This is a genomic window from Sulfurisphaera tokodaii str. 7, from assembly GCF_000011205.1.
In the GTDB taxonomy this organism is placed as follows: domain Archaea; phylum Thermoproteota; class Thermoprotei_A; order Sulfolobales; family Sulfolobaceae; genus Sulfurisphaera; species Sulfurisphaera tokodaii.
Genome location: NC_003106.2, coordinates 890355 through 906368, shown reverse-complemented (window position 1 = coordinate 906368; position 16014 = coordinate 890355). Strand labels below are relative to the sequence as shown.

Sequence of the window (16014 nt, the reverse complement as noted above, 5' to 3'; positions counted from 1 at the left end):
CTTTAGACAAAATTATATCTTATGCATTTGCATATATCTCCTATAATTGCTGAAGTTATATTTTTTATAATATCATGGATAATAATTTCTATTCCAGTTTGGTTAGCTTCTAAGTTAATTTCAAGACACTCTTCATTTCCAAGAGCAATGCTTGCAGTATTAGCTGGGATAATAGTATTTGCAATTATAACAGCCATATTTTCAGCATTAGCAATAGGATTAGGAATACATTTACTATCTCCTCTCGGAATATTGTTTGGATTTATAGGAATATTAGGAGTATATAAAGCGGTTTTTGAGACTGGCTGGCTAGGAGCATTAGGAATAGCAATATTATCAATAATTATAGCAGTTATAATTGCATTTATACTAGGACTTATAGGAATAACGATAGTAAGTTTCCATGGTATAATACCATGAGGAAAGTTATTGACTCACTAACCTTTTACGGAATAAAACTCTATAGTTATGTAAAAGACTTAAAATTAGAATATGAAGATTTTATAATAGAGAAAATAATATTAAACCCACTTTATAAATACTCTTGCCAGTGTTGTGTTGATGGTTTTTATCAACAATATTTATGGAGTAAAGGGAGAGACTATGTAATAAGACTAGGAATATATAATCCCAAATGTAGAGTACCACCGCAAATAGAGCTAGAAAGACAATATGACCATGAAATACACGGAATAATGTTGCATCCTAAACACCATGGTTTTTCACTTTTAGATAAGAGATTAGAATTTGTATATATGTTCGCAGAAGATCATGAATTACCTCTCATCATTCATTCACCAGATGAATCGGAACTGAGAAAAATCCTAGAATTCGTAAGTACAAATATTATAATAGTTTCGAACACTGATATAAATATAAACTCTTCAAAGATATTTTACATTAGAGAAAAACCAACTAAAGAAAACGAAATTTATGGTAGTGGTAGTCCTTATACAAAAGATATAATAGAAAGCTTAAAAATAAATTCTAGTTTTTATAACCAAGAAACTTTTTACTTTTTAGCGAAAAAACTATTTAACAAGAATTAAAGGTAATTTATCAACTTTCACTCTACCTCTTACAGTCTCATCAGTAATTACATCAGTATATTCACCATCTATCTCGATATCATAATCTCTATTTAAAGTCTTAACAATAACCAGAACTTTATCTCCTCGCATGAAACCACATAATCCCTTTTGTAGCTTCAAAGGCTTATATTCGCTGTTGATAAAGAAATCTTTCATACTTTTCCTTAAATTTAGAAGAACCTTAGTGACATAGGCCTTTATCCTACCATTATTAAACAACCCCTCCTCATATCTCTTTGGAAGTTCAGAAAAAACTACTGGCCTTCTATTATCTGGGTCGGTTAGTAGGTATCTAAAATTCTCTAAACCCTGATAAAAATCAGCAACACCTGGAGATGTTATTTTTAAAGCAACTAAAGAAAGAGATTTAACTTTACCCATCTTATCAATTTTACTTTCGAATTCAAGAAAACTTTCCATGAATTTCTCATTGTTAAACATTTTATCAATTAGATAAGTCATCTTCTTTTCATATTCAGTATTTACATTCACCCAATCTGTATGAACTTTAGCCTCTCTTAAAGCCTTAATCATATGAGCCTTTAGCCTCTCCTTATATTCATTATTAAACCCATCAAAACTACCTACAATAGTCTGATAAAGTCTATATTCATCGTTTTTATCAATATTAGGGTTAAGAATATTATGCCATTCATTAACCTTCTTAGCCCATTCATCTGGTATCTCTGAGATAGCACTAATTCTCATCCTAACATCTTCGCTAAACTTCGTATCATGGGTCGAAGTAGCATTAAACGATAAAGTACCGACCCTTTTTAGATTAAACTCATGAAATTTATCACAAGAAATTGAGTAATAATGTAAATCGCTACCAACCTCATTTAAAGAAATTAGCCTATTATATATAAAAAGAACCGTATCTTCGTATGCTTTAGCGAAAACTGCAGGCATATATTGTTGTAATTTCATAAAAGCAGTAACATTCTTCTTCATACTTTCATAAACTTTTTGACTACAGTTCCTTATTATTTCTTCATCTCGAAAATCATTCTCAGTTATATAAGTCCTATATACTTTTAAACACGAGAGAAACTCTTTAATCTCTTCATAATTCACGCCTAACATCATAGAAATTCTTTCGATATCATGTTTGAATAATGTATCAATTATCTTCTTTTTAGTTTCTTTCACGAGTTCATCTAGATCTATATCTAATATGTTCTTATATATCTCTGTCATTTTATCTTCGTTATCAGTAAAAAGAAGATTAGAATAATTTAGAAAATCATAACCCGTAGTACCATCAATAAAATCCCATCTTAACTTCTCACCTATAGATAAAATTTTTTCCACAAAAATATGTTTATTTCCTATTTTATTCTTTAATCGCCTTAAATATTCCTCTGGTTTAAATAAACCATCTATATGATCAATCCTATATCCGTCTACTTCAAAAGAAAGAATTTTCGAATGAGAATCTTCAAAAACCCACTCAAGCTCTTGTCTAACAGCAATTAATTCATTTACAGCAAAAAATCTCCTATAACTAGGATAATCCCTCCAATCAACAAGTTCATAATATTGAACCTTTAATAACTTCTCGATATCATTAAGATAATTCCTTCCCTCATCATTTATAGGAAAAAGATTTCCATAGTAATCTAAGTAAGGCTCATCATTAACATAAGTTATCTTAAAATTCCTATCTCCAAGAATTGGAATCCTTATCTTTTCCTCTTCCTCATAGAAATCGAAATAATTATAATATCTACTATGCCTTCCCTTCTTTAATACATCCATTAATCTCCAATTAGTATGATGAACAGCCATATGATTTGGTACAATATCTTGTATAATTCCTAAACCTTTACTTTTAGCTTCATCAATTAATCTTATATACTCCTCTTCTCCACCGAGTTCATCGTTAATGGTATTATAATCTACAACGTCATATCCATGAGTACTCCCTGGCCTAGCCTTTAAGACTGGTGATAAATAAAGATGAGTAACTCCAAGTTCAACAAAATAATCCAGCCTATTTCTAATTTCGGAAAACTTCATTGGTTGAAGCCTATAGGTTGAAAGTAACTTCATCTAATATTCAATCCTCCTATATACCATTGCGGTCCTTCCCTCAATTTCCAGTTCCTTGCCACCATCAACAACTCTCTCGTCATCTCTAAGTTCTCTCAAATATGAAGAAACAACTAAACTCCATTTACCTTGCGGGAATTTGAACTTAATATTATTTGGTGAACCATTAAGGATGATTAAGAAAGAATCGTCAGCTATTCTCTCACCCCTATCATTTACTTCATCAATAACACTACCCTCTAAAATATATGCAATAAAATTAGTTGGTGACTTCCATGTTTGTTCGTCAGCTTCATTTCCATCTGGTTTTAGAAAAGTGACATCCTTTAATGGCATACCATGTAATTTCTTACCTTGAAAGTATCTTTCTCTTCTAAATATTGGATGAGCTCTATAGAAATAAATCATACTCCTAACAAAATCATGAAACCTCTGTTTCCTCTCATCAAGATTCCAATTAAACCAACTTATTTCGTTATCTTGGCAAAAAGCATTGTTATTTCCTCTTTGTGTTCTACTTAGCTCATCGCCACCTAAAATCATTGGAACCCCTTGACTTACAAAAAGTGTTATGATAAAATTCCTTTTTTGTTTCTCTCTACATTGAATAACATTAGCATCATTAGTCTCTCCCTCAACTCCACAATTCCAACTATAATTCTCGTTCATGCCATCTTGATTATTAAAACCGTTAGCTTCATTATGCTTTTGATTATAACTAACTAAATCCTCTAAAGTAAAACCATCATGAGAAGTTATATAATTTATACTAGCGAAAGGAGTCTTATTATTTCCAGCATATAAATCTGGAGAACCCATAAGCCTATTAGCCAACTCCTCATAGGGGATCGCCTCACCTCTCCAAAATCTCCTTATAGTATCTCTATACTTACCGTTCCATTCGGCCCACAAATATGGAAAATTACCAACCTGATATCCCCCTGGACCAACATCCCAAGGTTCCGCTATTAACTTAACTTGAGAAAGAACGGGATCTTGCTGAATTGCAACAAAGAAAGTTGAAAGCATATTTACACTGTATAATTGTCTAGCTAGGGCAGCAGCTAAATCAAACCTAAAACCGTCAACATGCATCTCTAAAACCCAATATCTAAGACTATCCAGAACCATTTGCAATACCCTCGGATGACTCAGATTTAAGGTGTTTCCAGTTCCAGTAAAGTCTAAATAATATCTCTTATTATCTGGAACTAACATGTAATAAGCCAAATTATCTATACCTCTGAATGAAAGAGTAGGACCTAAATGATTCCCTTCCGCAGTATGGTTATAAACAACATCAATAATTACCTCGAAGCCAGCGTTGTGCAGCTCATTAACCATCTCCTTAAACTCGTTAACTTGTTCACCCATACAGCCAGAAGAGGAATATCTACATTCAGGTGAAAAATAATTTATGGGATTATATCCCCAGTAATTCCTTAATCCCTTCTCTACTAGAAACCTATCATCAACAAACTGCTGTACTGGCATTATCTCGACTGTAGTTACCCCCAAATCTTTCAAATATTCGATCATCTGTCTAGAGGCAAATCCTTTATAAGTACCTCTAATATTTTCTGGTAAATCAGGTCTTAATTTAGTAAAACCTTTAACATGAACTTCATAAATAATAGTATCCTTTAATGGTATCTTCTTTCTCCTAAAAAAGTGATCATCATCCCACTCAAAATAAGGATTAATAACAACACCCTTAGGAATAAATTCATCATCTGGCCTATCATCAAAGGACAAATCCTGGTTAGAATCGCCTATCTTATAACCAAAAACAGCATCATTCCAGTTTAATGTCCCATTTATAGCCTTAGCATAAGGATCAATTAGAACCTTATTAGGATTAAATCTTAAACCTTGATCTGGCTTATAAGGACCATAAATTCTATATGCGTAAAGTGTACCCGGTCCCAAACCTGGGACAAAGACGTGCCAAATATCACCAGATCTCTGCTTAACCTCGATAACTTCTTTAGGATATTTCTGATTAGTAGGGGAGTAAATTAAAAGTTCAACCTTAGTCGCATTTTCCGAAAAGATAGAGAAGTTCACACCATCATCTTCTTCTTCCCAATTAGCTCCAAGAGGATATGGCTCTCCTGGTCTTAATGGTCTATCCTTGTGTGAAAAAACCATAGTTTATTTTTATAAGATTGTCATAAAAACTTTACTTACAATAGGTACTTATAAACACCAACACCTTTCTTTACCTTAATCTCCTTACTACTAACTATTCTTTTAGGAAAATCAGAAGTTGAAAATAATAATTCCCCATTATATCTTAAAATTAATCCAGTATCTGAAAAAGCAACTAGAAGGAAAATTTTTTCCAAACCTATTACTAACCAATTATCAGTCTTATCAACTTCAACCCTCCTAGAGCATTTATTTCCGAACTCCTTCCTTACCTTGATAAGAGTCCTGTAATATTCGAGCATTTCTTTATCAATATTCCAGCTTAACTTACTCTTCAGAAAGGCTTCATCAGATTGTGGATCAATTGATTGTCCATTGTCCCTTAACCTGCCCTCCCTAACACCCTTAATCAAATTAGGATCTGAAAAATCGGAGAAGAAAAGAAATGGGTTTTTCTCATAATATTCCTCACCCATAAAAATCATTGGTATGAAAGGAGAGAGAAGATATAATGCCGAAGCAATCATATAACTTTGCTTATCAACTAGAGTAGAAAGCCTATCGCCATTACCCCTATTACCTACTTGATCATGGTTTTGAATATAGACAACAAACTTACAAGCATTTAAATTACCGACTGGAGCACCATGAGTTTTCTTCCTGAAGTTAGAATACTTACCATCATATACGAACACATCTTTAAAAGCCTTGACTATATCATCTAAAGTCCCGAAATCAGAATAATAACTGTTTCTCTCCCCAGTTAAATATGCGTGAACCGAATGATGGAAATCATCAACCCATTGAGCGTCTATCTTATAACCACATTTATCATCAATGATTTTAGGATCATTCAAATCACTTTCGGCAATAACAAACTTACCTAAAGAGTGAGAAAGCTCAGCAATATCTTGAAGAATATGTTTTGGAGAAGAATCATAAATAGCATGGACAGCATCTAAACGCAAACCATCAACATGAAAAACATTGAACCAATATCTAACATTATCTAAAATAAACTTTCTTACCTCGTCACTATATGCATCGTCAAAGTTAAAAGTTAAACCCCACGGCGTTTTATACTTTTGTGAAAAGTAAGGACCTAAAAACATCATAGTAAGGACCTAAAAACATCATATAATTACCTTCTGGACCAACATGATTGTAGACAACATCTAGAATTACTGCCAGACCTCTCTGATGAGCCTCATCAATAAATTTCATAAAGGCATAAGGACCGCCATAAGTATTTTGAACCGCATAAAGATAAACACCATCATAGCCCCAATCCTTTTTGCCTGGAAATTGATGAACTGGCATAATTTCAATTGCAGTAACACCCAGGTTAACCAAATAATCAAGCTTCTCAACAGCTGAATAAAAGGTGCCTTCTTGAGTAAAAGTACCTATATGAAGCTCATAGATTATTAAATCCTCTGGCTTTATCTTAACTTCCCTACTCTTCCATTCATATTTGAGAGAAATCAACTGTGATCTACCATGAACACCATCTGGCTGATATCTACTTGCTGGATCTGGAATTTCACCTTTATCGATTATAAAAGAGTACTTATCCCCCTCCTTAGCATTCACTGTAATTCTGAAGTAACCCTTTTCATCCTTCTCCATGTCATACTTCTCTTCATTAAGTCTTAAAGTTGCTTTTTTCTGATAAGGAGCCCATAAAATAAACTCAACCTCATTTTCACTTAGAAAACTAGGTCCGAACATAAAAGAAAGTATGAAACATAATATAAAACTCTAGATATGAAAGAGGAGCGAAAATCCACGCTGAAATGACTTGAGATAGTGTATGTGCTTTCATTTTATATCTAACATAAGAGATTAAAATTCCAAAAAGATATAGAAAAATAAAAGGAAAACCTAATACAAAGACCAATAAGGATATACTGCCAACTGTGGTACTTACATGCACACTTATCTTAAATTTTAGAGTTACCATTAAGATTATTAGTGTATTTATTATATAAATTAAGAGAACATTAAACATAAAGTAATCATGCATTAAAAACAGTAAACCAATAACGTAAGAAACTAAGGCTAAAATCATTGGAATAATTCTTTCATTTCTTTTACTAACATAAATATCACTAACAAACCTCAGCTCTTTCATTATAAATACTATCAAGAAAGGTAACAGAGAATAAAAAACAGTAACAATAAGTAGAGGAATAGGTCCTAGGTTAAGATATAGAATAACAGATAGAAAAGCTACAAAGGTAACTACAGAGGGGTGAAATATAGCAGATACTACATCACATTTCATATAAAAATGCCTCAACCAAACTAATAAAATAGGGATAATTATATTCTTTTTTCATATTAACTATTTTGATCTTCTCTTCACCATAAGCTTTTTCTCTTTTTATAACAGAATACATTTGACCATTCACACTTATATCAATATCACTAAAATACCTAAGGCATTCTAAAAGATACTCTATTGCCCCCTTGCCTCTTTCTTTATCTTTTAATAAAATGACCCTTATTTTTTGTCTAGCTGAGTTATAAACACCAGTATCGCCAGTAATAAGGATAACCTCTGGATAGTAAGACTTCAGTGTTAATGCCTCATTAATTAACCTAATATCTGAACCACTACCCTTTTCATTAGGAACCCATTTATGTATTCTTTTATAACTATCCATTCCAAGATTAGCTAAATATAATTTTACATCATTCTTTTGAGTAGTCTTTAACATATTATCTAACTCATGATAAGTTGAGGAAGAAGGCAATACTTTGCCCTTAGTTAACCACCCTACTCTATCACCCAAATTGATATAAACATTAGTATCAGCTAAGAATTTAGTATCCCTATCCATAGCCCATCTTTTAATCTCATCCTCTTGTTTAAACCTTAAAAAACCAGAACGTAAAAGGCAAGTTTCCATAGCACTTTTATCGTATAATGTTTCATCGATATCAACACCATTTTTACTTATAGTAATGCTGGTTGAAATATCACCCTTAACCTCAAGTTCAACCTTATCAGAAAGAAGTAAGTATAAATTTAATAGTGCCCTTAAACCATCAATAGTTATCTTAGCCTCTTTATCTCCAGTAACAGTCTTTGGAGGATCAAAATTAATAATTTCACCACTCCTTACATTATAAACTACTAAGTCATGAAAAGGCACATATCCAAAAACTCTGTAACCTTCGCTCTCCTCTTTTAAATACACGTACCTTATCTCTTGAGCACTAGAGTAAACATATGTAGTCAACGCCATATATTTTCTCCCAGGAGTAATGTCAATAATATCCATTTTAATACTGGAAAGCTTATCCTTCCACTCCTTTATACCTTCTCCCATAACCTCTACAGAAACACTTGAATTTATTCCAAACAGTTTAAGGATATCAGATATTTTAGTGTAATCCCTCTCCGGATTATCTTCTGAAAGAATTAATATTTTATCTGGCTTTATACCAGTAAATACTTCAGTTAAAATGGCATTAGTTGTTGTAACAAGCTTATTAGATCCCAAAGTTCCAAGAATCATGTATATAACATATGAAGGGAGGTATAAATATAATGAAATTTCAGTATGCAGATGATGTTAAAGAACTTGCAAAAATTGTTAATGAAAAATTTGAGTTAAAATTAAATTTAGAAAGAATTGCCTTTATAAGAAGTCAAGGGTCAAGAAGTAAAGCAATAGCGAGAACATTAATGCTTCCCTCACAATGGAGATTTATCTTATCGCCATCAATACTTTATATAGTGGAAGTAATCTCAGAAAAGTATGATAATTTGCCTTGTGAAGAAAAAGCTTACGTCATTCTCCACGAATTGACACACATACCAAACTCAATGAAAGGAGGACTAAGAAACCATAATCATCCCCATTTCAGAAAAATAAAGAAACCACCATATAAAGAACTTAAAGAAATATGCAAACATATTTAATTTCCCTTGAAGAAAAATAAAAACGATGGTAACGCTAGAAGAACTAAAAGCAGTCTTTAAGCCAAAATTAAAACCAATAATTTGGAGAGAAGATAGTTTAGATTTACTAGACCAATCAGCCTTGCCGTTTCAGACAACATACATTACAGTAAAAACACCAGAAGAAGTTGCAAAAGCAATAAAGCTAATGCAAGTGAGAGGAGCACCGGCAATAGGAATAACAGCAGGTTATGGTATGGTTTTAGCATTGATATCAACAAAACCAAATACATTAAATGAAGCAATAGAAGAACTAGTTAAAGCAAAACAAATAATGGATCAAGCAAGACCAACAGCAGTAAACCTTTCTTGGGCCACCTCAAGAATGCTTAACTTTGCAAAAAAGAAAATCGAAGAAGGGGAAGCAAAAAGTGTAAGCGAACTTATCCAATTAATGAAAGAAGAAGCAAACAGAATTTATGAGGAAGAACTTGAAGCAGAACTAAAAATAGGTATGTACGGATTAGAAAAAATTAGTGATGGGGATACGATACTAACCCAATGTAACGCTGGCGGATTAGCAACTGGAACAGGCTTAGGAACTGCACTAGCACCAGTAAAATTAGCCCACTACCTAGGAATGAAAGTCTCAGTAATAGCACCAGAAACCAGACCTTGGCTGCAAGGAAGTAGGCTAACAGTTTATGAGCTAATGGCAGAAGGAATACAAGTAACATTAATCACAGACACTGCAGTAGGATTAGTAATATATAAAAACATGGTAAATAGTGTGATGGTTGGTGCAGATAGGATATTAAAAGATGGGCATGTATTCAATAAAATTGGGACATTTAAAGAGGCTGTAATTTCCCACGAGTTAGGAATACCATTTTATGCTTTAGCACCATCATCATCCTTCGATTTAAAAAGCAAAGTAGATGAAATAAAGATAGAAGAGAGAGATCCAAATGAGGTTAGAACAATTAGAGGAATTCCTATAGTCCCAGAAAACGTAAAAGTATACAACCCAGTATTTGACGTCACACCACCAAAGTATATAACAGCACTAATAACTGAAAAAGGAGTAATTTACCCACCATTCGAAAAGAACATACCAAAAATAATAGGTCTATAAAAACTTATTTTGCTCCCATCTCTATTCTTTTTATGGTAAAATTAATAGCAACACTTGGTACTTCACCTGGAGGAATTTTCGAAACATACACAAATCTCATTAATGGCACATATGAAAGTGAAAACCCGACTAAAATTGAAATTCAAGATGTTTACATAATCAGAACGAAAGACAAAGAAGTAGAGTTAGCATGGAAATTAGTTAAAGCACTATTCATTTGTATGAGAGTACCAGCACAAATAGCTGATATACCCATATCTATAAATGACATAACGAGTAAAGAGGATTATGAAATTTTTAAGAAAGAAATCTTTCAAAGAATAAGTAAAGGAGACTTCATTGACTTTACTGGGGGAAGAAAAGCAATGTCAGTAGCTGCGGCAATAGGGGCAGTAAAAAAGCAAGCCTATTTAGTCACTACAATAATACCGCAACAAGAATATAATAGAATACAACAACAGATTAAAGAATTAAAGAATAGAGAAAAAGAAATTGATGAAGCAATATACACGGGATCTTGTGAAAAGATAGGAGAAGATTTGAAAAAACTAATAATACATGGAGCTAAAACAATTTTGTTAACCTAAAGGTACTGGAGCTACTTTTATAGAAATCTTATCTTTACCTCTTAAAATCTTCATTTCAATTTCCTCTAATCCTGTCTCATCTATACTAGCAACCAAATCTAGTTGAGACTCAATCTTCTTACCATTAACCTCAGTGATTATATCACCTCTTCTAATTCCAGCCTCGTAGGCTGGACTATCCTCATCAACAGCAACAACTAAAACACCGGAATCCGAAGACAAATTAAAATAAGTACTTATAGCCTTGTTCAATTTAATGACTCGGATCCCCAAATAAGGTCTAACATATTTACCATTATTTCTTTCCACATTCTTCAGAAAACTAAGAACAAGCTTTGAAGGAATAGCAAACCCTATTCCTTGAGCATAAGGAATCATAGCAGTAACAACACCAACAACCTCTCCCTTAGTATTTATTAGAGGACCACCACTATTCCCTGGATTAACAGCAGCATCGGTTTGCAAGACATAGAGCGGATTACCTAGAGGAGATTGTATAGTCCTATCTACGCTACTTATTATTCCCAAGGTTACACTATCTAAACCTAATGGACTACCAATAGCTAAAACTCCTTCACCAACCTTAACCTTCTCAGAAAACTTCAAAGCCTTTAAATTAAGATTAGTATAAAGAAGAGCGAGATCATTAAAAGGATTTACAGCTATCACATCAGCCTCACTACTAAAACCGTCCTTGCTAACAACTGCAATATTTCTTGAATTCTGAATAACGTGATAAGAAGTAATTACAAAACCATTGCCAACACTAAACCCAGAACCTAATCCTTCAGCTATAGATGGCATTAAAAACTCATCAAGCGTTAATTGTTTAGTTAAAATAGTTACAACTGACTTAGACACCTCTTCAACGATTGAAGAATAATCCATAATTAAAAACTCATCCATAAACTTAAAAATATACATTAGATCCCTTTATAACGACTTTTCTCGCTGAAAAATTTTCCTCAATCTTCTTAATAACGGAAATAACATCAATAGTTGGGTTATAAATCTCATACCTATTCTTTAAAAACTTCGTTAAAAAATAGGATAAAATCTCTAAACTAGGAGGAGAAATAACATTTCCGTCAATAAAAACTCTCTCCTTTAGAAAAGACACTACACCTCTATTAATAAAATAACCAACATACTTTAACAAATCGCAATTACCTACAATTAAAGGCCTAAACAAATCTTGCAAATACATGAGCATAGTAATAAGACCAGCTTCCCCACAAGATAAGTTATAAACCAGGTTATTCACAACAACCCATTCATTTTTCTTAATAACCCTCAACTCCCTAACAGAAGTGTGATTAATAATAAATGAAAGTAAATCTAAATCTTCACCGTAAAAAATTACTTTCCTCTTACCTAAAGAATTCACAATAGAAACTATCTTCTCAAAATTCTCTATTAAAAAATCTTGAGAAGAATAGGCAATAAAATTATTAAAGACAAAGTATTTAGGATAAAGATACAAAGTACCAATAACTTTTTTCATCTTTTCCAGAAGCTCTTCCTTTGGAATCACGTCCCTGCAGATAACCTTACTTTTGCCCAAATCAACCTCAAACTCCCTAATCCTAACATTATACTTCTTTAAAAGATCCTCCACATTATATTTATATACATTTTCACTTTAAAATAATTCCTTCATTAAAGCCAGTTTTATATTAGAAAATTTTAAAATCACAAAATACTCAACTGAAGATATGTCCGAAGAAGCAGAGCTTATTATCCAATCAGCAAATGAACTCTCAAAACAGCTAGACTCTACAAGTGAAGAACAAGGAATATTCCCAAGAAAAAACCTTGAATTATTAGCGCAACAAGGATTCATGGGAATATTAATACCGAAACCTTACGGTTTAGAATTACCAGCAAAAACATTCGTAGATGTAGTAAAAACCATAGCAAAAGCCTCACCATCAACAGCGTGGCTTTATGTAACACACATAGCTTCAACAATAGCATTACATGCATTTGCAAACCAGCAAGTTAAAGAAAAATACATGAAAGACTTAGTTGAAGGAAAAATACTAATCGGAGCTGCTGGAACGGAAAGTGTAGGAGGAGCAATAAACGCAGTATTAAATACTACAGCAGAATTAAAGGGAGATAAATACGTAATAAACGGTTCAAAAACATTCATAACTGGTGCTGGAGAACTGGACTTATACTTACTGATCTCAAAAATACAAGGGCAACAAAAACCCGGGGTATTCTTACTTGAGAAAAACCAAGTAAAGAGCGGACAAAAATTCACGTCATTAGGAATGAAAGGAATATCTTGGGGAGAATTAATAATTGAAAATGCAGAAGTACCAAAGGACTATATGATAATTGATGATGCAGTAAAATTCTTAGGAGTATTAGGAAGAATAGGAATGTTAGGAGTATCAGCAATAGCTTATGGTTTAGCAGAAGGAGCGTTTGAAGAAGCCTTAAATCATGTGAAAAACAGAAAACTCGGACAAAATACTTTAGCTTCATTTGAAGGAGTCCAAATATACTTAGCAGAAATGGCAGCAAAAGTTGAAGCACTAAAACAAATGGTTTATCAGGCTGCAGAACAGTCCACATCACTCCCAGCAATATTAAAAGCAAGAATATTTAACACAGAAACAGCACTAGAAGTTATCGATAAAGCACTGAGAATAACGGGAGGACACGGATTTAGTAATGCATTAAAAATAGAAAAATATTATAGAGATGTTAGGGCAACAATGTTACACTTCCAAACATTAGAATTATCAAAGAAAGTATTAGGAGGATTGCTGATAGCATAATGCCAATACGAGACGAAAAAACATATGCAAGAATGAGTTTAAACGACTTCTTAATTTCTTATGAAAGACTCAAAAAAGGAGATTTAAGGCTATCGGCATTTAGAGCCTATAAGGCAGAAAGAAGAATGTTACAATCACTAGCAATGAAACATGACTTACATAGAAAGGATACAAAATGTGCAGTACCGAAAAAAGAAATGCTAAAAGTTGCTAAAGAACTAGAGGAGAAATATAGTGGCATTTACGAAATGACACAAAAAGCCCTAAGACTCTTTGATCAATGGAAAAATAAAAACGTGGATGAAAAAGACATAAGAGAACTACTATTTTTACTTAACTACGATTGGATAAAAGAACATCTAGCAGATAAAGAATTAGATAAAATAAAAAATATTCAGAAAGAGTTAGGTAACGGCTAGCTCGCTTTTACCTTGTTGAGAAGTAATAGATTTTAAGAATCCCCTTACTTTTTCTTCTAGGATCTCATTATCACCTTGTAACACTCTTACAACTTCCATAGTATTAAATTCTAACTTATTCACAACTGAAGGAACTTCAAGCGAAGAAGAATTTGTAACTACAAAGCGATACTTAACCGAGTACTCTTTCTTATCATGCTCTACAGCAGAGACATAGCTCAAAAGCTTGACATCCTCATCTTCAACCTTAACCTCATTATTATACAGTTTTACTAAACCAATATAGGCCTCATTATCTAGTATGAAGAACAAGCCAACAACAAAGCTCTTACCCTTAACCTCAATCCTCTTACCCCTCGGGTGAACATAAGATATATTAAACTCTTTTGATAGAGAGGAAAGAGAGTCCCTAATTAATCTCTCTAAGTTCTTTGAATCTTCCTCAACATTACTTAAACTATAGGAAGTCCTTATCCTCTCCTTTAAACAATTAATATTATCACCACACTCCTTACTAGCCTTTTCAACCTCACTCCTAATAAACTGTAAAATACTACTAACAGTATTTAGCTCTCTTCCCTTCCAGAGAGACAAGACGATAGGGAAAAATTCCTCAGACAAGGGTTTACAATATGCCTCAACTATCTCCTTAATATCTTCAGAAGTTAAGGAATCTAGAGAAATCCTACTTTCATCCAATCTCCTTCTAATTGCTAAATCAGTAATCCTACTATAACTATCAGTAGGAATAGCGATAAGGATAGAAACGTTCAGACCAGAGTTTATTAACCTGTGAATCTTAGTGATATGAGTTTCCCTTACCTCATCAATTAGAAGAGCTATGTTATCAAATGACTTAAAATCTTCAATAAACTTTAACATACCATCAAAATCCCTATTATATTTTAAGCAGTATAAACGCAAAAGTTTGTCGTCATCAGAAATCATCTTTTCACATAGAGAATCAAGATGAGACCTAAATGAAACACCAAACAGTTTCTTGAAAAAGGAGTATCCATATTTCTTCTTATCTCTCTCTAACAAAGGATAAATAACACTCCTAACCTTATCACCACTAACCTTACTCCAAAACTCATCTTCAATCTCACCCTTGCTAGCTAAATCTAAGTAGAAAGGAGTAGTAGAGAAGGAAAAAACTGTCTCCTCAACCTTCTTTAATATAGTAGTCTTACCCATACCTGGTTGACCAATAATTGAAGCGACCTCCTTATTTTTTACAGCATCTAACGCCTTGTTTAAATACTGCCTATAGGTAGGACCAACTAAGATAACTCCCCTAGATGACCAAGTTGTAACAGCCACTTTAGGAACATCACATATCATACTATCACCCTTTCTTCTTTATAATACCGTAGACAGAACCTTTCCTTACAAATCCCTCATCGCCACCTGCAATTAACTCATAATTACTTTCCACATGAGACCTAAACTTAGAATAAAACTCCTCCTTAGACAAACCCAACTCAAGCCTAATATCACTTAACTTAGCATAACCTAAACTATCCTTAACTCTATCATAAGCATCATCAAAAGAAGAAACAGAAAGCTTTTGCCTTTCAATAATCATATCCTGAAGCCTCTTAATCTCCTCCTTCAACTTCCTAATCTCAGAAAGTATTAGTGATAGGCTATCCATGCTTGAGACCTCATAAGCCTTACCTCCACCAACATCATACTTCTTCACTAAACCCTCTCTCTCAAGTTCATTCAAAACTCTCTCTATCTCCTCTGGGTCGGCCTTAATTTTCCTCTTTATCTTAGAAAAAGCAACAGGTTTACCATCATAAAGTTCTTTAATAACCGAAATTACATCCTCCTTAGAAATCATATCTAGAAACTTAATTAAAACT

General features: G+C 33.0%; 15 protein-coding genes and 1 pseudogene. 7 read left to right on the top strand and 9 right to left on the bottom strand.

The window, feature by feature from the left end; all coding sequences use genetic code 11:
* The first annotated feature begins 21 nt into the window (after positions 1 to 21).
* Both STK_RS05130 and STK_RS05125 read left to right on the top strand, forming a co-directional pair.
* Positions 22 to 420, top strand: a complete 399-nt coding sequence (locus STK_RS05130) for a hypothetical protein (protein ID WP_010978925.1) — start codon at positions 22 to 24, stop codon at positions 418 to 420.
* Positions 417 to 1049, top strand: coding sequence for a hypothetical protein (locus tag STK_RS05125; RefSeq protein ID WP_010978924.1), 633 nt, complete (start codon positions 417 to 419; stop codon positions 1047 to 1049). The genes STK_RS05130 and STK_RS05125 overlap by 4 nt, the downstream gene beginning before the upstream one ends.
* Here STK_RS05125 and STK_RS05120 read toward each other — a convergent pair.
* From STK_RS05120 to STK_RS05100, 5 genes and pseudogenes are all read right to left on the bottom strand, one after another.
* Positions 1032 to 3146: a malto-oligosyltrehalose synthase gene (locus STK_RS05120; protein WP_010978923.1), complete on the bottom strand. Its 2115-nt coding sequence runs from the start codon at positions 3144 to 3146 to the stop codon at positions 1032 to 1034. The genes STK_RS05125 and STK_RS05120 overlap by 18 nt on opposite strands.
* Positions 3147 to 5297 (bottom strand): glycogen debranching protein GlgX, encoded by a 2151-nt coding sequence (gene glgX, locus STK_RS05115; protein ID WP_010978922.1) that lies wholly within the window; start codon positions 5295 to 5297, stop codon positions 3147 to 3149. It abuts the gene before it with no gap.
* A 35-nt stretch (positions 5298 to 5332) separates the two neighbouring features.
* Positions 5333 to 7028, bottom strand: a pseudogene (treZ, locus tag STK_RS05110) (malto-oligosyltrehalose trehalohydrolase).
* The gene (locus STK_RS05105; RefSeq protein ID WP_010978919.1) at positions 7015 to 7584 is read right to left on the bottom strand and encodes a hypothetical protein; all 570 of its coding nucleotides are present in this window, start codon (positions 7582 to 7584) and stop codon (positions 7015 to 7017) included. The pseudogene treZ and the gene STK_RS05105 overlap by 14 nt, the downstream one beginning before the upstream one ends.
* Positions 7574 to 8824 (bottom strand): PIN domain-containing protein, encoded by a 1251-nt coding sequence (locus tag STK_RS05100; RefSeq protein WP_010978918.1) that lies wholly within the window; start codon positions 8822 to 8824, stop codon positions 7574 to 7576. Before STK_RS05100 ends, STK_RS05105 begins: the two co-directional genes overlap by 11 nt.
* Positions 8825 to 8856: 32 nt before the next feature.
* On the opposite strand from STK_RS05100, the gene STK_RS05095 reads away from it, so the two are divergent.
* The 3 genes from STK_RS05095 to crn1 are packed head-to-tail and all read left to right on the top strand — an operon-like array spanning position 8857 to position 10932.
* A complete protein-coding gene (locus tag STK_RS05095; protein WP_052846924.1) occupies positions 8857 to 9231 on the top strand; it encodes a putative metallopeptidase in 375 nt (124 codons plus the stop codon).
* 25 nt (positions 9232 to 9256) lie between these two features.
* Entirely contained in the window at positions 9257 to 10345 is a 1089-nt protein-coding gene (locus STK_RS05090; RefSeq protein ID WP_010978916.1) for an S-methyl-5-thioribose-1-phosphate isomerase, read from the top strand.
* 32 nt (positions 10346 to 10377) lie between these two features.
* Positions 10378 to 10932, top strand: coding sequence for a CRISPR-associated ring nuclease Crn1 (crn1, locus tag STK_RS05085; RefSeq protein ID WP_010978915.1), 555 nt, complete (start codon positions 10378 to 10380; stop codon positions 10930 to 10932).
* Here crn1 and STK_RS05080 read toward each other — a convergent pair.
* Together STK_RS05080 and STK_RS05075 are read right to left on the bottom strand one after the other, a co-directional pair.
* The gene (locus tag STK_RS05080) at positions 10924 to 11838 is read right to left on the bottom strand and encodes a S1C family serine protease (RefSeq protein ID WP_069168184.1); all 915 of its coding nucleotides are present in this window, start codon (positions 11836 to 11838) and stop codon (positions 10924 to 10926) included. The two genes, crn1 and STK_RS05080, sit on opposite strands and share 9 nt — an antisense overlap.
* 4 nt (positions 11839 to 11842) lie before the next feature.
* Complete coding sequence (locus STK_RS05075) at positions 11843 to 12550, bottom strand: hypothetical protein (RefSeq protein WP_010978913.1); 708 nt, start codon at positions 12548 to 12550, stop codon at positions 11843 to 11845.
* Positions 12551 to 12647: 97 nt separating this feature from the next.
* Between STK_RS05075 and STK_RS05070 the strand changes: the two genes are divergently transcribed.
* Both STK_RS05070 and STK_RS05065 read left to right on the top strand, forming a co-directional pair.
* A complete protein-coding gene (locus STK_RS05070) occupies positions 12648 to 13724 on the top strand; it encodes an acyl-CoA dehydrogenase family protein (RefSeq protein ID WP_010978911.1) in 1077 nt (358 codons plus the stop codon).
* Positions 13724 to 14143 (top strand): PaREP1 family protein, encoded by a 420-nt coding sequence (locus STK_RS05065; protein ID WP_010978910.1) that lies wholly within the window; start codon positions 13724 to 13726, stop codon positions 14141 to 14143. Before STK_RS05070 ends, STK_RS05065 begins: the two co-directional genes overlap by 1 nt.
* Here STK_RS05065 and STK_RS05060 read toward each other — a convergent pair.
* Together STK_RS05060 and STK_RS05055 are read right to left on the bottom strand one after the other, a co-directional pair.
* On the bottom strand, positions 14129 to 15487 hold the full coding sequence (locus STK_RS05060) for a hypothetical protein (protein WP_010978909.1): 1359 nt from the start codon (positions 15485 to 15487) through the stop codon (positions 14129 to 14131). The genes STK_RS05065 and STK_RS05060 overlap by 15 nt on opposite strands.
* A gap of 4 nt (positions 15488 to 15491) precedes the next feature.
* On the bottom strand, positions 15492 to 15992 hold the full coding sequence (locus tag STK_RS05055) for a hypothetical protein (protein ID WP_010978908.1): 501 nt from the start codon (positions 15990 to 15992) through the stop codon (positions 15492 to 15494).
* Between the last annotated feature and the right edge of the window lie 22 nt (positions 15993 to 16014).